This is a genomic window from Dellaglioa sp. CoH-55-MRSF-6, from assembly GCF_056782215.1.
In genome coordinates this window covers 1-19,979 of record NZ_JBXAYJ010000010.1, presented here as the reverse complement: position 1 = coordinate 19,979, position 19,979 = coordinate 1, and the positions used below count along the sequence as shown (strand labels likewise).

The window sequence follows — 19,979 nt, the reverse complement described above, 5'->3', positions numbered from 1 at the left end:
CTCAGTAGCTCAGTTGGTAGAGCAATGGATTGAAGCTCCATGTGTCGGCAGTTCGATTCTGTCCTGCGCCATTTATTGGAAGAGTAGCGAAGAGGCTAAACGCGGCGGACTGTAAATCCGCTCCTTCGGGTTCGGTGGTTCGAATCCACTCTCTTCCATTTTTTATAGGGGTATAGTTTAAAGGTAGAACTACGGTCTCCAAAACCGTCAGTGTGGGTTCAATTCCTACTACCCCTGCCATTTTTTGTTTTGGCGATATTGGCGAAGTGGTTAACGCACCGGATTGTGGCTCCGGCACGCGTGGGTTCGATTCCCACATGTCGCCTTTTATAAGGTTATATCAAGTAATAATTAATATGGCGGTATAGCCAAGTGGTAAGGCAGAGGTCTGCAAAACCTTCATCACCGGTTCAAATCCGGTTACCGCCTTACACGAGTTATGCCGGTGTGGCGGAATTGGCAGACGCGCTGGACTCAAAATCCAGTTCCAGCAATGGAGTATCGGTTCGACCCCGATCACCGGTATTATTAAGTATTATAGAGAGTATTAGAAAACATGAAAGCCCATTGATTGGGCTTTTTTTGTACGCTAAATTATGAAGAATAATACGAAATTATAGAAAGTTGAGCTTTTGTTGAACTTTTTTGGCTCTTCGTCAACTGTTGTTGGTGGATAATAGTATGAAAATTCTAATCACTTAATAATTAGAGTTTTTTTGGTATAAATTTTTAAGTGTATAAAATATTCTGGTATTGAAATCATATAATAATTTTTTAACTGATATATATACGTCTAACTTTTTAATTACATTTCAAACATCTTGATAGTAAATCATAGTGTACAACAATATATAGATAGTATATATTGTTGTACACTATATATTGTTGTTTTTAAGAGGATAATCAAGTAACATATATTTATTGCTGTAAGAAAAGGAAGGTCACTTATGAAAAAAGTAGAGGTAAAGTTAGATATGCAAGTGCCTGACATATTTGAAAAGCGTGATGGTCGAAAAGTTGATTTTGCATTACGTAAAGTTTTAAGTAGTACTTTGCGTCGATTAAATAGTAAAAAAAATCAAGAAAGCTATCAGGAATTACTATTACATAAATTAAGTAATTATCAAAAAATTAATGCCCAAACGATGTATGGCTTAGTTATAGCTACATATCGTGAATTAGGCTACCGTGATGCATTGGATAGCTTTCAGGAATATAGAATAAATGATGAAAAATTGTGGAAAGAGCAAACTGATCCAGCTGGTCGTTTGGATAAATTATTAAATAAAGATGATACAATTGTTCATGAAAATGCTAATAAGGATAGCAATGTATTCAATACACAACGTGATTTGACGGCTGGGACAGTGGGTAAAACTTTGGGATTAAAATTAATGCCTGAATCACTAGCTAAAGCACATTTACGTGGTTCAATTCATTATCATGATTTAGATTACACACCCTGGAGTCCTATGACTAACTGCTGTCTGATTGATTTTAAAGAGATGTTAACAAATGGATTTAAAATAGGAAATGCTGAAGTTGAAAGTCCTCATTCAATTCAGACCGCAACTGCGCAAATGGCACAAATTATTGCTAATGTAGCCTCAAGTCAGTATGGTGGTTGTTCTGCAGATAGGGTGGATGAGTTACTAGCGCCATTTGCTGAATTAAATTATAAGAAGCATTTAATAGATGCAAAAGTATGGATTGGGAATCCAATAAAACAGATAGAATTTGCTAAACTTAAAACAAGCAAAGATATTTATGATGCCATGCAAGGATTAGAGTATGAAATCAATACTTTATTCTCTTCGCAAGGACAGACGCCGTTTACTACGTTAGGTTTTGGGTTGGGTGAAAGTTGGATTGAACGAGAAATTCAAATCTCAATTTTAAAAATTAGAATAAAAGGATTAGGTCGTGAGCATCGTACGGCAATATTTCCTAAATTAGTATTTACAATAAAAAAGGATTTAAACTTTAAACATGGGGACCCTAACTACGATATTAAGGCCTTAGCTGTTGATTGTGCTACGAAGAGAATGTACCCTGACATATTAATGTATGACAAGATAAAAGAGCTTACGGGCAGTTTCAAGGTACCTATGGGCTGTCGTAGCTTTCTGCAAGGATGGAAAGATAAAAATGGTAATGAAGTCAATTCTGGGCGTATGAATTTAGGCGTTGTTACAGTTAATTTACCACGAATTGCTTTGGAATCCGAAGGTAATATTGATTTATTTTGGGATATCTTTAAAGAGAGGATGCAGGTTTGTAAAGAGGCATTAGTCTTTAAAGTTAACCGTGTCAAGGAAGCTATCCCAGAGAATGCACCCATTCTATATCAACATGGTGCTTTTGGCGAAAGGTTAAAAGCAGACGGAGATGTTGATGATTTATTCAAGAATCGTCGCGCTACGGTCTCATTAGGTTATATTGGACTATATGAAGTTGGAACTGTTTTTTTTGGACCTAATTGGGAAAAAAATGAAAAGGCGCATAATTTTACGATTGACATCGTTAAACGCCTCAAGGAGTATTGTACAGATTGGTCAGATGAATACGATTATCATTTTAGTGTTTATTCAACTCCTAGTGAATCCTTAACAGATCGTTTCTGTGTATTAGACACTGAAAAATTTGGTGAAATTAAAGATGTTACAGAAAAGGAATATTATACAAATAGTTTTCATTATGACGTTAGGAAAAATCCAACTCCGTTTGAAAAATTGTCGTTTGAAATGGAATATCCTAAATATGCATCAGGTGGATTTATTCATTACTGTGAATACCCAAATTTACGTCAAAATCCTAAGGCTTTAGAAGCAGTCTGGGATTGGGCTTATGATAAAATCGGCTATTTAGGAACTAATACCCCTATTGATCATTGTTATAAATGTGGTTTTGATGGTGAATTTAACCCAACTGAACGAGGATTTGAATGCCCTAAATGTCAAAATCATGATCCAAAAACATGTGATGTTGTTAAAAGGACATGTGGATACTTAGGTAATCCACAGCAACGTCCGATGGTTCATGGACGTCATAAAGAAATTGCTTCTCGTGTTAAAAATATGACTTTAGGAATGGTTGATGATGGAACGACAAAAGAGAGTTAAAGCACCACGAAATCCGAAACCTAAAGAATGGATTGCCAGTGAGTTAAGCCAACAGTATATTGCATCTTATAAACCATTTAATTTTGTTGATGGTGAAGGGGTTCGTTGTAGTTTATACGTTAGTGGCTGTTTATTTGCTTGTCCGGGTTGTTATAATAAGGCAGCGCAAAATTTTAGATATGGGACACCATATACAAAAGAGCTTGAAGATCAAATAATAACTGATTTAAGCGAAGACTATTGCCAAGGATTAACTTTATTAGGCGGAGAGCCTTTTGTTAACACGCAGGTTTGTTTAAGCTTAGTGAATCGTATTCATGATACTTATGGATGGACGAAAGATATCTGGTCTTGGACTGGTTATACATGGGATGAATTAATGCTTGAATCTGATGATAAACTTGAATTACTTTCAAAGATTGATATTTTAGTCGACGGTCGATTCGAATTACCAAAAAAAGATTTAACTTTGCAATTTAGAGGTAGCTCAAATCAAAGAATTATTGATGTTCAAAAATCATTAATTGCGGGTGAAGTTATTCTCTGGGATAAATTGTTAAGATAAAAAACTTGTCACAATACCTTGTATGTAAGGTGTTGTGACAAGTTTTTTTAATAATCATTTGGATTCGCGATAAGTGGTGAATAGTCATTCATATCAGAATCTCTATAGTCCCACCATTCTTCAGAATATCCGATAAAACCAGCAGTTATCATAGCGTTATTTAGTATATCGTAATTTATTTGTTGTTGAGGTGTTCGTTTATAATTTCTTCCAGCTCGTTCTGAAAAGTCGTCAAATTCACTTTGCATGTTAAGCTCGTGGCCATCCATATCACAGATAGTTAAATCAAATGTCACGCCTTTTTGATGACTGAAATTAGGATTTGGCTTCGCTACAAAATTAGGATCGGGATAAACGTCAAATAATTTTTTTTGAGCAGAGACTGGTCTGTAGGCGTCCCAAATTTTTAAACGATAGCCTTGAGTTTTGAGTAATTGACTTGCGATACCAAGTTTCTTAGCTGTTCCTGTTCTAGCGATTGCTGTAGAAAAGTCATAAATAATTTGGTTAGTAAAGTTGTCTTTTGTAGCATAGCGTAAATCTACAATAATATTAGGATCAATATCTTTAATATTTGTAAAACCGAGTTCAATTTCTGATAACATGATAGACCCTCCTAGCGAAGAATTTCGCCCATTTCATCATTATAATAAGAAAGTTTAGGAAATATAATTTTAACTGTAGTACCTTCATTTTTTGGAGATTCAATTTCTAATTGGTGACCTAATTTTTGACTTAGTTGATTTGCTAAATAAAGGCCTAATCCGGTTGCATTTTGGTTGAATTGACGCCCGTTATTCCCGGTAAATCCTTTGTCAAAAACGCGAGCTAAATCTGCGTTCGGGATACCAATGCCATTATCTTTAATGGCTAATATCGTTTCTTTTTCAGTATCTTTAAGAGAAATAACGATTTCACCATTATTTGGTGTGTATTTTAATGAATTGGTAATCACTTGATTTAAGATAAAACGTAGCCATTTTGAATCAGTTAGAACGGAAATATCTGTACTGTTAAAAACGAAACGAATATGTTTTGAAAAAAATAAGTTCATATTATCCCGAATGACAAGATTAACTACTTTTTTTAGTGAATCATCTTGAATTAAATAATCATTTGAAAAGCTATCTAAACGAGAATAATAAATCACTTGTTCAACAAAATTTTCAATGTTTTTTAATTCAATTTCAGTTTGCATGACTTGTTTTTCAGATAGCTTGCCATCAGATGTTTCAATTAGTAACTGAATAGCAGCTAAGGGAACTTTAATATCATGAATCCAAGCATTTAAAAAATCCTCTTGTTCTTGTTGTTTAGACAAGATATTATTTATTTGTATTTGATGATTGTTTAATAGGGCATTAACATAACCCTGATATAAACGTTGTTCATTGGAATGTGCACCATTAATAGGAATCAATAAATCTGCTGTTGCTGGATCAATTGGTAATTTAAATTTTTGGTACCATTGATGATTAATCCAGTAACGTGTTACAACAAAAATACTTGATATAATAACTACCAGAATATCTATATATAATAATGTAGATAAAACAATGTTATGGAATGGATCAAACCACAATACAAGATTAATTAAGAGAATAACTAGAAGGAAAAAGATGATTGTTGTAATTCTATCTGAAATGTACTTAAAAAATGTCATTAGTGTCTCCTAAGGGATAAGATAACCTTGTCCTACCTTTGTCTCGATAAAATTGGGTAATCCAGCTTGTGCTATTTTTTTACGAACGCGATTAATATTAACGGTTAACGTATTGTCATCAACAAAATGTTCGTCTTCCCAGAGTTCTCGAAGTAATTTTTCACGGCTAACAATTTTCCCTGTCTGACGCATTAAATATTGCAGTAACTGGTACTCATTTTTTGATAAATCAATAATTTTATCGTTAAATTTTGCAGTTCCATTTTGTAAATTCAAAAAAAGGCCATTATGCTCGAGTGTTTCTGGTCCCATTTCTGCGTAATTGTAAGTGCGTCGTAATAATGCAGAAATTTTTGCAACTAAAACTTCCATTGAGTAAGGTTTATTTACGAAGTCATCGCCACCCATATTCATTGCCATAACCATATCCATATTGGTATTTCGGCTTGAGATAAATATAATTGGTACATTTGATATTTCACGGATTTTTTTACACCAGTAAAAGCCATCAAAATCGGGTAAATTAATGTCTAATAAAACTAAATGTGGTTTTTTTTCAATGAATTCAAGATCAATTTCACTAAAATTATTAATTAAAATAGGGTTGAATCGCCATTTTGCTAGACTATCTGCAGTAATGTTGGCAATTGTTTTATCATCTTCAACAATCATTATACTAAACATATTATCACCTCTTTAAAGTAAGAACTATTTACCCTACAATACCGGTTTTTAGCATTAAATTCAAATAGATAAAAAGCGTAAATAAATATTGGCGTAATTATCCTATATATAGGATAATACTTGGTAATAGGAGAAATGAAATTATGACATTTATTGAAGTAGATCACGTTAAAAAAATTTATGGAATGAAGTTTAATAGATCGACTGCAATTGATAATATTTCGTTTGTAATTGATTCAGGAGAATTTGTTGGTATTATGGGACCATCTGGTGCAGGAAAAACGACGTTATTAAATATGATGTCGACTATTGATAAGCCAACTTTTGGACATGTTAGAATAGATAACCAGGATATAACACAATATAATGAAAAAAAATTGTCTGAGTTTAGAAGACAACAGTTAGGGTTTATTTTTCAAGATTTTAATTTACTTAATTCGTTGACTATCAAGGAAAATATAATTTTGCCCTTAGCATTGGATAAAGTAAATGTAGAAATAATTGAGGCAAAACTTGCTAATATTGCTAATATTTTAAATTTAAATAATATTTTAAAACATTTTCCAAATGAAATTTCAATTGGTCAACAGCAGAGGGTTGCAGTTGCACGAGCTATTATAACGGCACCCAAAATGTTATTCGCAGATGAACCGACAGGAAGTCTAGATTCAAAAGCAGCTACGGAACTATTGAAGTATTTAACAGACGTGAATGAAAAGCAAAAGATGACGCTCATGATGGTAACTCATGATGCATTTACAGCTAGTTATTGTAAAAGAATTATTTTTATTAAAGATGGGAATATCTTTGCCGAAATTAGGCGAGATGGCTCTAGAAAAGAATTTTTCCAAAAAATAATTGATATGCAAGCAGCTATTGGTGGGGGAAAGCAATGAAACCACTAGTGAATATTGTTTTTAAAAGTATTTGGCGCAGTTTATGGGATTATTTAATTTACATTATTGCTAGTGCGATAGCAGTTACAGTTTATTTTTCATTTTTGTCAATGTCAATTAACAAAGAGTTAACACAAAATGCGCGCGTAGAGTTACCAATTTCTGTTACTTTACGTATTAGTAGTTTTTTAATTTTGATTTTTATTGCTTGTTTCATGATGTACACTAATCTTTTTGTGGCGAAACGGCGAGAAAAAGAAATTGCTGTTTACCATCTTCTTGGAGTGAAAAAAAAAGAAATTGCGACAATGCTATTTATTGAAAATTTAATTCTAGGTAATATAGCATTACTGATTGGTTTAGTGGTTGGTGCGATCTTTTCTAAATTATTTGCTATGATTTTGTTGAGGGCTATGTTTATTGTGGCAGATACCAATATTATTATATCTTGGCATAGTTTAATTAGTACAATAGTTATCTTTAACGTTATCTTTTTAATGATGTCAACTGTTAATGCAAGTGTTATTTATCGTAAACAATTAGTTTCATTGTTTAAAAATAGTGATAATGCCAGTGTCGAAAAATTTGGACCATTTAAACGATTTATGGCTATCATTAGTATCTTTTTTATTATTGTACCTTTATTTATGGCAGTAAATTTTGAAAATTTGGGACCTATTTTTAATGTTTGGTTACGTAAAAATGATTATTTTTTAGCAGTATTGATTATTGCAATTATGATTATCTTAGGGACTCTTTTGATTTTTAATTATTTGGTGCCGATAATGATAAGTATGATACAAAAATGGCGACATTTTATGTATCGGGGTGGTAGGCTACTTGCTTTTTCTAATTTAAAAGTCAGTTTAAGACAAAATAAGGTCATCTTAAGTTTAATGACTTTATTAATAATGTTCTCTTTATCTGTATTTATTGGAGTGGCTACGTTGTATTCATATTCCCAAAAAACAATTGATCAAGTGGCACCAGCTCATTTTATTACGGACGATTATCATTTAAAAACTGTAAAAAAAGTATTAAAACAAAACAATTTAATAGTGAAACAGCAAGTAAGTGGACATCTTAAAATTGTACCGATGAAAACAAGTGTTCAATTAAAAGCAAATAATCAAAGTGAAGCTAAAATTGTGCCAATTACAATAATGTCAGAAACAGATTATAATCATGCGCGTAAAATTCAAGATGATTTAGAACCGATTAAGATTAAATCGAATGAGACAGTTATGATTTTACACAAGTTAGCAAGATATCAAATTAATGATGATAACCAGCTCATTCAATTTAAGCAAAAATCAATGAACAAATTAAAGATAAAAACATACTTAAGTACGTTTCCGTATGGTGAAATACATTACATTCAAAATTTGTTAATTGTTAAAGATAGTGTCTACAAACGTGTTGATAGCAACACAAAATATGGACTTACAGCTATTAATATTAAAAATTATCAGGAATTTGCACAATCTAAAAATGATTTCGGACATAAATTAGATAATCAATCTAAAGAACAGACCTATTTGCAGCAGACAGGGACAACATTATCGAATGTCCGTTATAAATTTTCTAATCAAATTAAGTCAAACTACCATTATCGAAATTTGGGTGTGAGAAATCAAGTTGAAAAAAATGTTAACGAATTAGATGGGTTTTATATTTATATAGCATGTTTTATTAGTATTATTTTAGTATTAGCAACTTGTAGTATTTTAATGTTACAACAAATGATAGATCTTAGACAAAATCAAAAAACTTATTCACTAATGCAAAGTCTAGGTGTGACCAAAAAAGAGATTAAGCGAATTATTTATCAGCAAACAGCCAGTTTATTTTTAATTCCGGTTATTTTAGGATCGATAGAAGCAATATTTACTTTTAATATTTATGTCGCATTATTTGATCAACCTAACCTAAATGTTCTCATTTTCTTCTGGGGGACCTTCTATGTGATGTATTTAGGCTTATTTTTAATTACCGTGAGAGTGTTGAATCGGATAATAAATAACAGAGTTTAAGAACGGTTAAATGATTAATAGCCTAAAAGTTAGAAAACTTTTTAGGCTATTTTTTGGTTGGAAATTAAACATTTTTGGGGAATAACTATTGTAAAAAAATAGCTAATTAATGACTTGTTTGAGTCATTAATTAGCTATTAATATCGTTTGTGGAATACGGATTGTTTTTAACTAATTGGATTAATCTTTTATATTAATTAATTCATTAACAGAATACACTGCGTCTATGGGAGTAATTTGAAACTCACTTTCATAGTACTTTAACTGTTTATAATTTGACGTTTTACGCCAATTAATAAAATCAGATTGTTGCTTCCAAATTGTTAAAAAAACATAATTATAACCTTTAGATAAAGACTGTAATGTGTAAAAAGAAATGATACCAGTTGGTTTTGTTTGTTCATTAATAAAAGTTTGTACTTGAGCTAAGTAAACTTTACTTTCTTCATCGCTCAAAGTAATATATTTAAAATGATAAAAACCTTGCCATGAATCCATTCCTACATGATATCGAACACGGAAGTCTAATCCAGAGTAGAAAATAGAATTATCATCTGATGTGTCTAATAAGTAAGAATTATTGTACTTATTAATTGGATTAAGTAGAATAAATGATCGGGATGGATTATTTCGAATTATAGACTTTAAAAAATATTCAGCGCCTAATGCTGTGTTTATATGATTTAACAAAGATACATCTCCCATTTACTTTAATTCATTATTAAGTATAGCCCAAAAAAAGGTATAATAGAGTCAAAAGTAACAGGAAGGACAATTAAAAATGAAGTTGACAATTTTAGGATTCTATGGGGGTTATCCTGCCCATACAGTTGGAACTAGTTCATATTTAATTCAGAGTAATGGTTTTAATTTATTGTTGGACTGTGGAAGTGGAGCAATGCTTAGTCTAGAACCTAAACTAGATTCCTTGAAGTTAGATGCAGTTGTTTTATCACATTATCATCAGGATCATATCGCAGATGTCGGCGTTTTACAGTATAGCTGGCAGATTAACGGTGAACAAGTGAAGCAACCACTTCCTATTTATGGGCCATCTATTGATCAAGAAGCATTAGCAAAATTAACTTGGGCAAATGCGACAATTGGAATAGGATATAAGAATAAAGAAGTTATAGACATTGGGCCTTTTACTTTTGAATTTTTAGAAACAATTCACCCAGTGCCTACATATGCTATGAGAATAACGGAACGGGCAACTGGGAAGGTCTTTGTTTTTACAGCTGATACGGCGTATGACGAAAAATTAAATGAAATTAGTCAAAATGCAGATATATTAATGACCGATACAAACTTTTTTGATGATAAAATTGGCAAAAAATGGCATATGACATCTACCGAGTCTGGAAAGTTTGCTCGTTTAAATAATGCTAAAAGATTAATTTTAACGCATTTACCAGCAAATGGTTCCCACGAATTATTAAAAGAACAAGCTGAATTATCAGCTGGCAATAATATCGATATAATACTCGCAAAAAAATATTTAGAACTAATTTTGTAATCGGATACATATTGTTAAATTTTTTTAACAATATGTATCTTTTTTTTGAAAAATAAAATAATGATAAGATTGTTGCAAATAAACGATTAAGTGCGTGTTACGTACTTTTAGTAAGTATATATCGAGTGTAAAGTATATTAAATAATTGAGATAGCAAATTATTTTTCATTCAATAAATAATAATAACTATAAAATATATGTAATATCATACTCGAAATATAAAAAACAATATCAAAAATGATGTCATTTAATCATTTAATAATGAACACAAATGAATTAAATGTATTATTAGTAAAAATATTAATTAGTAAATTTTTTTAATAAAATGGTAGTAATTTGTTTGATAATAAGTTACAATTGTTTTATAGGAATTGATAAATTTTTTATTAAAAGGAGAGAGCGCATATGGTAACTTTATATACTTCACCAAGTTGTACATCTTGTCGAAAAGCACGTGCATGGCTTAAGGAAAATAATATTCCATTCCAAGAACGTAATATTTTTTCTGAGCCTCTCAACATTGATGAAATTAAAACAATTTTGCAAATGACTGAAAATGGAACAGAAGAAGTTATTTCTAAACGCTCAAAAGTTTATCAGGAACTAGATATGGACTTAGACGATTTACCACTTCAAGAATTATTCTCATTAATTCAAGATAATCCTGGTTTATTACGTCGTCCTATTATTCTAGATGAAAAACGATTACAGGTTGGATATAACGAAGACGAAATTCGTCGCTTCTTACCAAGGGATGTACGTGCTTTAGAATTACAAAAGGCACAATTACTTGCTGGATTTTAATTAATTTAAAATTAAATAATATTGAAACATTAGTTTTTAATAAGGTAACATGGTAAAATTCAGGAAGACGCATTCCTGAATTTTTTTTATTTAGTTTAAACTACTTTACAAATAGTAAATTTTAGATAGAATTAAGGTCAAGTTATCAGAAAGATGGGTGATTAGTAATGAAAATGGAAAAAATAAATGAAAATACAATTCGTGTTTTAGTTGAAGATGAAGATTTATCTAAAAGAGGTATTACTGTTTTAGATTTATTAGGTAATAGAACTCAAATTGAAGATTTCTTTTATAGTATTTTACGCGAAGTAGACACGGAACATGAATTTGAAAATAATGAAGCAGTTACCTTCCAGGTATTACCTAATCGAGATGGCTTGGAGTTATTTATCAGTCGTGGAAAGCCAGACGAGACGCAAAATCCGAAAGAAATAAACATTTCTGATTTATCTGAGAATGATGATCTAGGAAGCTTTATAAAAGATAGATTAGCTGAGCTTGAAGACAGTGACAATGACTCACAAGATACTGTTGGATCGGGTTATAAAAAATCTGCTCAAACAAGAATGTTTGAATTTGGGGACTTCGAAGATTTTATTCAATTAGCTAAAATTTTTAGACCAACAAATACACAAAGCAATTTATTTAAAGTCCAAAATAAATATTTTTTAGAACTAATTTTTGATAAAGATAATACAACAAAAGAAACAATCGAAAATGATATAGCTGTCGCATTAGAGTATGCACAGGTTGTCTCATCGACAGGACCATTTATGGAAGAACGTGGTAAAAAGATTATGTCATCTGACGCACTCTCTGAGGCAAGAAGATACTTTAAATAAACAAACTAATCGAAAAAGGTTAGTTTGTTTTTTTGCGTATTTAAATTGTAACAAGGGGTAATTTGAATGATATTTGCAAAACAAGAACACGTAGATGAGTTGGTATGCGCAATAAATTTTAAGCAAAACAATAAATATTTTTGTCCTGGTTGCGGAGAGCGTGTTGTCTTTAAAGAAGGCCCGCAAAAACAAGCTCATTTTGCTCATTTTAAAAAGTCATGTCATTTTTTTTCAGAAGGTGAAACGAAAATACATGTCACAGGGAAAAATTTAATTAAAATGTGGGCAGAAAAAAGACATAAAAGAGCAGATATTGAGCAATATTTGCCTAAACTAAAGCAACGACCGGATGTTTTAATAAATTTAAAAAATAGCCAGTTAGTCGTAGAGTACCAATGCAGTCCGTTGACGCTAAAAGATTTTAACAAAAGGACTGACGGTTATAAACAAAATGGGTATCGTATTTTTTGGATTCTAGGGATGAAACATCGTTTAAATAAAAAATTAACACAACAACAAGCAATGTTTATAAATTTCCATAAAAATATTGGTTATTTCTTAGTATTTATCGATACTGAGCGACAGTGTTTAATTTTAAATTATGAATTATGGTTTGAAAATTTATATGGTATTCGTTACTGCACAAAAGTATTTAATGATGTAACAGACTTAATGGTATTTATCAAAAATAATTGTAGGAATAAAACTTTGAATTTGTCACCAGCAGACTTGTTCCGTCAATTGACTAAGTTAGAGAAAAATTGTTATTATTTGAATCATTATTTAAAGCAACAGATTGATTTTTGCTACATGCAGCGATATTATTTTATGGGATTTCCGATATATTGCTTGAGTCAGACGCGTCTTCCGCCAATCTATCGACATGATGACTTTTTTTGGAGAATTCGAGTTATTTTAGATTTGCAAAAATATACCACTGATGTTATTTCGAAAAAAGAGCTTGAGTTATTATTTAACCTGCAACAAAAAATCACAAAAACTCTTTTTGAAATGCCACTTGTTGGTCATCTAGCAATTAAACAAGTTAATAATGCATATATTAAGGGTTTAATTAAAAATCATATTTTAATACCAATTAAAGAATCCGAAAATTATCGAATTGACAATCAGATTGTATGGTCCAGTGATATATCGCTAAAAATGGAAAATTTACAGTTGAGGCATACATTTATTTCAAATTTTGATTAAAAATATGTTATCTTATAGGAGTAAATAAACGATATTCGGAGGCTTTTTATGACAGTAGCTAAGCAATTACCAAAGCGTGAAGAGGTACCAGAAAATTTAACGTGGGATGTAGAAAAAATATATGGTTCAGATTCATTATTTGAAGAGGATTACAAAAAAATTGAAGAATCTGTAGTAACTATCGCTAACTTTAAAGGTACATTGAGTCAAGATAGTACAACAATGTTACGTGGATTAGAAGCTATTTTGGCGCTTGAACGGATGCTCGAAAAAGTATACGTGTATGCGAATTTAAAAAATGATCAAGATACAGAAAATTCAACATATCAAGCTTTAAATTCAAGGGCTGGCGCCTTGGCAGCTAAGGTATCGGCTGCTATTTCTTGGTTTGAACCTGAAATTATTGCGATACCAGAGGATACTTTAAAGCAATTTATGTCTGATAATCCTGATTTAAAAGGCTATCGTCATTTTTTTGATAGTTTATTATTGGAGAAGGATCATGTCCTTTCGCATGCTGAAGAAACGCTCTTAGCTGGAGCAGGGGATATATTTAGCGCCTCTTCTAAAACGTTTGAAATACTGAACAATGCTGATTTGAAATTTCCAGTTGTTCAAGACGAACAAGGTAATGATGTTCAATTATCACAAGGTATTTATGGGGTCCTTCTAGAATCAACTTCTAGAAGTGTTAGAGAACAGGCCTTTAAAAAATTATATGAAGTCTATGGTCAATTTCAAAACACACTAGCTTCAACACTTTCAAGCCATGTTAAAGTTCATAACTATAGTGCACAAGTTCGACATTATAAAAGTGCCAGAGATGCGTCATTATCAAATAATCAGATACCTGAAGTTGTCTACAATACACTAATTGAGCAGGTTAATAAGAATTTACCGTTGTTACACCGTTATGTTGCATTACGTAAGAAAATTTTAAAAGTTGAAAAATTACATTCATACGATTTATATACACCAATAACAGGCGAACCCGCACTAAGTTACACGTATGATGAAGCGAAAAGTGAGGCATTAAAAGCCTTAGATAAAATGGGACCTGATTATCTAAGTCATGTTCAAGAGGCATTTGATAACCGTTGGATTGATGTTGTTGAAAATCAAGGTAAAAGAAGTGGTGCCTATTCATCAGGTATGTATGATACAGCACCATATATGTTATTAAACTGGCAAAATAATGTAAATAATCTTTATACATTGGTACATGAAATGGGACATAGTATTCATAGTTACTATACGCATCATAATCAGCCTTATTTGTATGGTGATTATCCAATTTTTTTAGCAGAAATTGCGTCAACAACTAATGAAAATACGTTAACACATTATTTATTAAAGACTCAAACAGATCCTAAGGTTAGGGCATTTTTACTTAATTATTATTTAGACGGGTTTAAAGGAACTATCTTCCGTCAAACACAATTTGCAGAATTTGAACATTGGATTCATGAGGAAGACGCGGTTGGAAACCCACTAACGGCTGATAAACTGTCTAAATACTATGCTGATTTAAATCAAAAATATTATGGAGAGAGTTTAGAACGTGATCCAGAAATTGCAATGGAATGGTCAAGAATTCCGCATTTTTATTATAATTATTATGTCTATCAATATGCAACAGGGTTTGCTGCTGCAACCACTTTATCTGAGGGAATCACTAGTGGAAAACCTGATGCATTAGAAAACTATTTGAATTATTTGAAAGCTGGGAGTTCAGATTTTCCAGTTGATGTCATGAAAAAAGCAGGTGTAGATATGACTAAGTCAGCATATCTAGTTAACGCATTTGCTGTATTTGAAGCAAGATTGAATGAATTAGAGGCATTATTACCTCAAATCTTAGAGAAATAAAAAATACGTAACTTAGTTAAAAAACTAAGCTACGTATTTTTATTTTATAAAACGTATAGTTGGTTTTGAGGGTTAATTGCTTGATGTAAGTCATTTTGAATATTAAAATCACCAGCACAAACTTTCGAAATATCTACTAAATCAGCATCTGGGAAGGATACACCACAGTCTAGACCATCAATATTATTAATGACGATTGTGGGATGCATTGTAACGTTCATATCATTGGCAATTTTTTGATCATTTTTAAATGATTTTTTTGCTAACACTGAATGTCTATCTTCATTAAACATTTCCCAGTTTAAGTTAACTTCTTTAGCAACTCGTTGAATGAGCTCTTCTGAGTAACAAGTGCTATCTTGAACTAAAGCCGCTTGAATTGCCATTAAGAAATCACGTCCACGTTTTTTTCCTTGAAAAAGAGCTGCTTTATAATCTAAAGCGGCTTGGTAAATTGACCCAGATAACACATTTCGAAGCGCTAAGTTACGTGTATCAAGATTTTTTTCAATCATGACATTGTGCACTGTTTGGATGTTTAACATGGGTACAAATTGGAATGAGATTTTTTGGGGAGATAGACGAATAAAGTCTAAAACCTTTTGTTCAGATTTGAAGCATTTTGTACCTAATGGGTTGACAAATAAATAAATTTCTAGCAAGAGTACTCCTCCAATTATAGTGATTAGATTTAAAATCGTGTGGGGTTTGATTTCATTTCTGTTTTAATAACTATTACCACTTTACCAAATTTTTTTTTTTTTTCAATTATTAACACTTAATTAATAACAGATATTATTAAAATTACTTGTTTTTTGAAAGATTTGGTAACATTGTGAGGTTAATTCGGAACTGAATCACTAATTTATGCTAAAATGAGATGAGTAAATTGAATAATAGAATAGAGTGATAAAATGGTAGAAGATTGGAAATATTTCTTTAGACCCTATGAACAGGCCGTTTCAGAAATGAAAATAAAAATGCGTGGTTTAAGAAAACAGTTCACGGGTATTGGTCAACATTCGCCAATTGAATTTGTGACAAGTCGGGTTAAATCAGTTGATAGTATTTTAGAGAAAATTGAACGACGTCAAATTTCTGAAGAACGTTTAGAAACTGACATGCAAGATATTGCGGGTATTCGCATTATGTGCCAATTTGTTGATGATATTTATCAGGTTGTTGACTTATTACGTTCTCGAAATGATATGACCGTTGTAGAAGAACGTGACTACATTACTAATAAAAAAGCGAGCGGTTATCGCTCATATCATATTGTACTTAAGTACCCGGTTCAAATGATAAATGGAGAAAAAAATGTACTTGTTGAAATTCAAATTCGCACGTTAGCTATGAATTTTTGGGCAACGATTGAGCACTCTTTAAATTATAAATATCAAGGAGAATTTCCTAGCCAATTAAATGCACGGCTCGAACGGGCAGCAGAGGCTGCGTTTAAATTAGACACTGAAATGTCCGAAATTAGAGAAGAGATTCAAGAAGCGCAGCATTTATTTTATGGTAAGGGTTTAAACAAAAAATAAACATTAGGTATCATGGGCGTCAGGAAAAGAGGGTTACGAATGAAAGTTGCTATTTTCGAAAATGATGGGGAAAAATCGCAAAAAGTTGGTAAAGAACTGTATCAAAAACTAACGGATGCACATATCGTAATTGATAATAGTCATCCTGAAATTGTGATTACGGTTGGTGGGGATGGAACTTTGCTTTCTGCTTTCAAACATTACCAAGATAACCTTGAAAACATTAGATTTGTTGGCGTACATACAGGGCATTTAGGTTTTTATACGGATTGGCGAGATGATGAAATTTCAGATTTAGTTACTAGTCTCCAATCAGATAATAAACAATCAATTAATTATCCATTATTAGATGTTAAAGTTGATTATTTTGATGCAGAATCAGAAAGATTTCTTGCATTAAATGAATCAACCTTAAAAAGGATTAACAATACAATGGTAACGGATGTTTATATTGGTGATCAGTTATTTGAAAAGTTTCGTGGAGATGGTTTGTGCATTTCTACGCCTACTGGATCTACTGCCTATAATAAATCGGTTGGTGGAGCGGTTATTCATCCCGAACTCGAGTCAATACAAATGGCAGAAATTGCGTCTATTAACAATCGTGTGTTTAGGACGCTAAGCTCACCAGTTATTGTGGCTTCAAATGATTGGATTACACTGAAACCAACACAAAGCAGTGACTTTGTTTTTAGTATAGACCAAGAAATCTATCATAATCGGCAAATTAAGGCAATTAAATATAAAATAGCGAAGGAACACATTTGTTTTGCCAAATATCGACATAATAATTTCTGGAAACGTGTAAATGAGGCGTTTATTGGTAGTGATTATGCAGATTGATTGGCAGTATACAGGGACGTCTCCTCAAAAAGTGAAGACTTTTCTGAAAAATGAAGGTGTATCTAGGCGATTACTTGCAACGCTTAAGTATTGTGGTGGTAAGCTATTAGTCAACGATAACGAGCAGTGGGCAATTGACTTCATTCAAACAAATGATAAAGTGAGTATTGTTCTACCAGCTGAGAAAAATAAAAATGAATTAAAAAAATCGTTTGTACCAATTGATATCGTTTTTGAAGATCGCGATTTTTTAATTATTAATAAACCAGCACATGTTGCCTCAATTCCTTCATATTTACATCCGGAGGATACCTTGATTAATCGTGTCGCAGGCTATTATCAAAATCGACATTTAAATGATTTTATTCCACATATTGCGACGCGACTTGATCGTGATACGAGTGGGTTAGTATTGTTTGCTAAACATCGATTTGCTCACGCTTTATTGGATCAACAGTTACAAAATCATCTAATTAAAAAGTACTATACAGCATTTGTCGAAGGACAGATTGAAACTCCGCATGGGACAATTGATGAGCCAATTATGCGTGATCCAGAATCATTCATTAAGAGGCAGGTTGGCCATGGGGAAGGTAGTCAAGTAGCTTTAACTGAGTATTGGTTAGAGAAATCTGTAAAAGGTATTAGTCAATATAAAATCCAATTACATACGGGGAGAACACATCAAATTCGTGTTCATTTTGCATCCACAGGGCATCCCTTAGTTGGTGATACATTGTATGGTGGGCATATAATTATGCCAATGCAACGCCAAGCGCTACACTGTAGTGAAATTGAGTTTTATCAACCATTTACACATGAACAGATAAATGTTCAGAGTCACCTTGCATCGGATATGCAAAAATTTATAAATAAAAAATAAACGAGGTATTCATCATGGTGGATACAGAAAAATATAACCAAATAAAAACTGAAGAAATTATTGATTCGCTTGAAAAGAATCAACAATATAATTTTCACAATGAATTTACAGATTTGCATGTTTATGAGCAAGCTGAGATTTTTTCAGTGCTTAATAAAGAGCAACGCCAAAAGGTGTATCAGTACCTGACGCCTAAGGAATTGAGTGACACATTTGATGCCGCTGAAGATGATCCGGAAGATGTTGTTAAATATTTTGATGAAATGTCTCTAAAGTATGTGGCTGAGTTATTAGATAATATGTACACTGATAATGAGGTTGACCTGTTGGGACAACTGGATCAGCATAAATTAGCGAGATATTTAGGTCTGATGGATAAAGATAAGGCCTATGAAATAAAAAGTCTGCTGCATTATGAAGATAAGACAGCTGGTGCTATTATGTCAACTGATTTTGCCTCAATAACCTCAGATCAAACAGTGAGTTCTGCAATGCGTACTTTAAGAGAAGAAGCAAGTGATGCGGAAACAATTTACTATGATTATGTTATTAATAATGATCAGCGTTTGATGGGGATTGTAACATTACGTAATTTATTAATGAGTAATGAGAAGGCGTTAATTGGAGATATCATGACGACACCAGTTATGTCTGTTAAAGCTGATGACGATCAAGCAGACGTTGCCAAGATGATTCGGGATTATAACTTTTTAGCAATGCCAGTTACAAATTATGATGAACAATTAATTGGTGTGATTACTGTTGATGATATTATTGATGTTATTGATGAAGAATCGGCTGAGGATTACTCTGGTTTGGCCGGTGTCGATACTGAAGATCAAACAGAAAATCCATTTAAAGCAGCATCAAAACGTTTGCCATGGTTGATAACGTTATTATTTTTAGGTATGTCAACGGCAAGTTTAGTTAGTCATTTTGAAGGGTTACTGAGTGAAGCAAGTATTTTAGCTGTCTTCATTTCATTGATTACAGGAACGGCCGGTAATGCCGGAACACAAAGTTTAGCTGTTGCTGTTCGACGCCTAGCTGTAAAAGATGACAATGAACAAAGTGTGCTTAGACTAATTATAAGTGAAGTTTTCACTGGATTAGTAATTGGGGTTGTAACGGGTATTTCCGTCACTTTAATTGTCGGACTCTGGAAGGGTAACTTTGTTCTCGGGATGGTGATAGGACTTGCAATGATGTGCGCTATTACGGTGGCAAATTTAGCGGGTAGTTTTATACCAATTTTAATGGATAAAATTGGTGTTGATCCAGCAGTTGCATCAGGGCCATTTATTTCGACATTGAGTGATTTAACTTCTGTGTTAATTTATTTTAGTATTGCACAAGTATTCTTAAAATTTTTTATTGCGACTTAAAGAAAAACTTAAAAAGGTTCCAACAACTTCAGATTGAGTGATGTAATAATCCCTTTATGGTTGTCAGATGAAATAATATAATTTCATCCGATAATCATGGAGGGATTTTTGTATGTCC

At 32.2% G+C, this 19,979-nt stretch carries 18 protein-coding genes and 6 tRNA genes; 19 read left to right on the top strand and 5 right to left on the bottom strand.

What is annotated here, in order from left to right; all coding sequences use genetic code 11:
* The first annotated feature begins 2 nt into the window (after positions 1-2).
* The 8 genes from AC1RPK_RS07465 (at position 3) to nrdG (ending at position 3,687) form a co-directional block, all read left to right on the top strand.
* Positions 3-71: transfer RNA gene (locus AC1RPK_RS07465), tRNA-Phe, on the top strand.
* Between the two features lie 6 nt (positions 72-77).
* Positions 78-158: transfer RNA gene (locus AC1RPK_RS07460), tRNA-Tyr, on the top strand.
* A gap of 8 nt (positions 159-166) precedes the next feature.
* A tRNA-Trp gene (locus tag AC1RPK_RS07455) sits at positions 167-240 on the top strand.
* Between the two features lie 12 nt (positions 241-252).
* A tRNA-His gene (locus AC1RPK_RS07450) sits at positions 253-325 on the top strand.
* 33 nt (positions 326-358) lie between these two features.
* A tRNA-Cys gene (locus AC1RPK_RS07445) sits at positions 359-429 on the top strand.
* A 12-nt stretch (positions 430-441) separates the two neighbouring features.
* Positions 442-525 (top strand) — tRNA-Leu (locus tag AC1RPK_RS07440).
* Between the two features lie 422 nt (positions 526-947).
* The gene (gene nrdD / locus AC1RPK_RS07435) at positions 948-3,122 is read left to right on the top strand and encodes an anaerobic ribonucleoside-triphosphate reductase (protein WP_481761980.1); all 2,175 of its coding nucleotides are present in this window, start codon (positions 948-950) and stop codon (positions 3,120-3,122) included.
* Entirely contained in the window at positions 3,097-3,687 is a 591-nt protein-coding gene (gene nrdG, locus AC1RPK_RS07430) for an anaerobic ribonucleoside-triphosphate reductase activating protein (RefSeq protein WP_481761979.1), read from the top strand. The genes nrdD and nrdG overlap by 26 nt, the downstream gene beginning before the upstream one ends.
* Before the next feature lie 47 nt (positions 3,688-3,734).
* Here the strand turns inward: nrdG and AC1RPK_RS07425 are convergent, their stop codons facing one another.
* The 3 genes from AC1RPK_RS07425 to AC1RPK_RS07415 are packed head-to-tail and all read right to left on the bottom strand — an operon-like array spanning position 3,735 to position 6,034.
* Positions 3,735-4,292 carry a M15 family metallopeptidase gene (locus AC1RPK_RS07425; protein ID WP_481761978.1) on the bottom strand — a complete coding sequence of 186 codons (558 nt, stop codon included), beginning with the start codon at positions 4,290-4,292 and terminating at the stop codon, positions 3,735-3,737.
* An 11-nt stretch (positions 4,293-4,303) separates the two neighbouring features.
* Positions 4,304-5,350, bottom strand: a complete 1,047-nt coding sequence (locus tag AC1RPK_RS07420; protein WP_481761977.1) for a sensor histidine kinase — start codon at positions 5,348-5,350, stop codon at positions 4,304-4,306.
* A 9-nt stretch (positions 5,351-5,359) separates the two neighbouring features.
* Positions 5,360-6,034, bottom strand: a complete 675-nt coding sequence (locus AC1RPK_RS07415; RefSeq protein WP_481761976.1) for a response regulator transcription factor — start codon at positions 6,032-6,034, stop codon at positions 5,360-5,362.
* Positions 6,035-6,174: 140 nt separating this feature from the next.
* On the opposite strand from AC1RPK_RS07415, the gene AC1RPK_RS07410 reads away from it, so the two are divergent.
* Both AC1RPK_RS07410 and AC1RPK_RS07405 read left to right on the top strand, forming a co-directional pair.
* Positions 6,175-6,930, top strand: a complete 756-nt coding sequence (locus AC1RPK_RS07410; RefSeq protein ID WP_481761983.1) for an ABC transporter ATP-binding protein — start codon at positions 6,175-6,177, stop codon at positions 6,928-6,930.
* Complete coding sequence (locus tag AC1RPK_RS07405) at positions 6,927-8,963, top strand: ABC transporter permease (RefSeq protein WP_481761975.1); 2,037 nt, start codon at positions 6,927-6,929, stop codon at positions 8,961-8,963. Before AC1RPK_RS07410 ends, AC1RPK_RS07405 begins: the two co-directional genes overlap by 4 nt.
* A 180-nt stretch (positions 8,964-9,143) precedes the next feature.
* Here AC1RPK_RS07405 and AC1RPK_RS07400 read toward each other — a convergent pair whose 3' ends face one another.
* Complete coding sequence (locus AC1RPK_RS07400; RefSeq protein ID WP_481761974.1) at positions 9,144-9,653, bottom strand: antibiotic biosynthesis monooxygenase; 510 nt, start codon at positions 9,651-9,653, stop codon at positions 9,144-9,146.
* 91 nt (positions 9,654-9,744) lie between these two features.
* Between AC1RPK_RS07400 and AC1RPK_RS07395 the strand changes: the two genes are divergently transcribed.
* The 5 genes from AC1RPK_RS07395 to pepF all read left to right on the top strand — a co-directional run bounded on the left by AC1RPK_RS07395 (position 9,745) and on the right by pepF (position 15,206).
* Positions 9,745-10,482, top strand: coding sequence for an MBL fold metallo-hydrolase (locus AC1RPK_RS07395; RefSeq protein ID WP_481761973.1), 738 nt, complete (start codon positions 9,745-9,747; stop codon positions 10,480-10,482).
* A gap of 405 nt (positions 10,483-10,887) precedes the next feature.
* On the top strand, positions 10,888-11,286 hold the full coding sequence (gene spxA, locus AC1RPK_RS07390; RefSeq protein WP_481761972.1) for a transcriptional regulator SpxA: 399 nt from the start codon (positions 10,888-10,890) through the stop codon (positions 11,284-11,286).
* A gap of 167 nt (positions 11,287-11,453) precedes the next feature.
* Positions 11,454-12,128: an adaptor protein MecA gene (locus tag AC1RPK_RS07385; protein WP_481761971.1), complete on the top strand. Its 675-nt coding sequence runs from the start codon at positions 11,454-11,456 to the stop codon at positions 12,126-12,128.
* A gap of 66 nt (positions 12,129-12,194) precedes the next feature.
* Positions 12,195-13,337: a competence protein CoiA gene (locus AC1RPK_RS07380; RefSeq protein WP_481761970.1), complete on the top strand. Its 1,143-nt coding sequence runs from the start codon at positions 12,195-12,197 to the stop codon at positions 13,335-13,337.
* A gap of 48 nt (positions 13,338-13,385) precedes the next feature.
* Complete coding sequence (gene pepF, locus AC1RPK_RS07375) at positions 13,386-15,206, top strand: oligoendopeptidase F (RefSeq protein WP_481761969.1); 1,821 nt, start codon at positions 13,386-13,388, stop codon at positions 15,204-15,206.
* Between the two features lie 44 nt (positions 15,207-15,250).
* Here pepF and AC1RPK_RS07370 read toward each other — a convergent pair whose 3' ends face one another.
* A complete protein-coding gene (locus AC1RPK_RS07370; protein ID WP_481761968.1) occupies positions 15,251-15,868 on the bottom strand; it encodes a DsbA family protein in 618 nt (205 codons plus the stop codon).
* Between the two features lie 252 nt (positions 15,869-16,120).
* On the opposite strand from AC1RPK_RS07370, the gene yjbM reads away from it, so the two are divergent.
* The 4 genes from yjbM to mgtE are packed head-to-tail and all read left to right on the top strand — an operon-like array spanning position 16,121 to position 19,861.
* Complete coding sequence (gene yjbM, locus AC1RPK_RS07365; protein ID WP_481761967.1) at positions 16,121-16,750, top strand: GTP diphosphokinase; 630 nt, start codon at positions 16,121-16,123, stop codon at positions 16,748-16,750.
* A 39-nt stretch (positions 16,751-16,789) separates the two neighbouring features.
* The gene (locus tag AC1RPK_RS07360; RefSeq protein WP_481761966.1) at positions 16,790-17,593 is read left to right on the top strand and encodes an NAD kinase; all 804 of its coding nucleotides are present in this window, start codon (positions 16,790-16,792) and stop codon (positions 17,591-17,593) included.
* Positions 17,583-18,476: an RluA family pseudouridine synthase gene (locus tag AC1RPK_RS07355; RefSeq protein ID WP_481761982.1), complete on the top strand. Its 894-nt coding sequence runs from the start codon at positions 17,583-17,585 to the stop codon at positions 18,474-18,476. Before AC1RPK_RS07360 ends, AC1RPK_RS07355 begins: the two co-directional genes overlap by 11 nt.
* A gap of 17 nt (positions 18,477-18,493) precedes the next feature.
* Positions 18,494-19,861 carry a magnesium transporter gene (gene mgtE, locus AC1RPK_RS07350; protein ID WP_481761981.1) on the top strand — a complete coding sequence of 456 codons (1,368 nt, stop codon included), beginning with the start codon at positions 18,494-18,496 and terminating at the stop codon, positions 19,859-19,861.
* Positions 19,862-19,979: the final 118 nt, after the last annotated feature.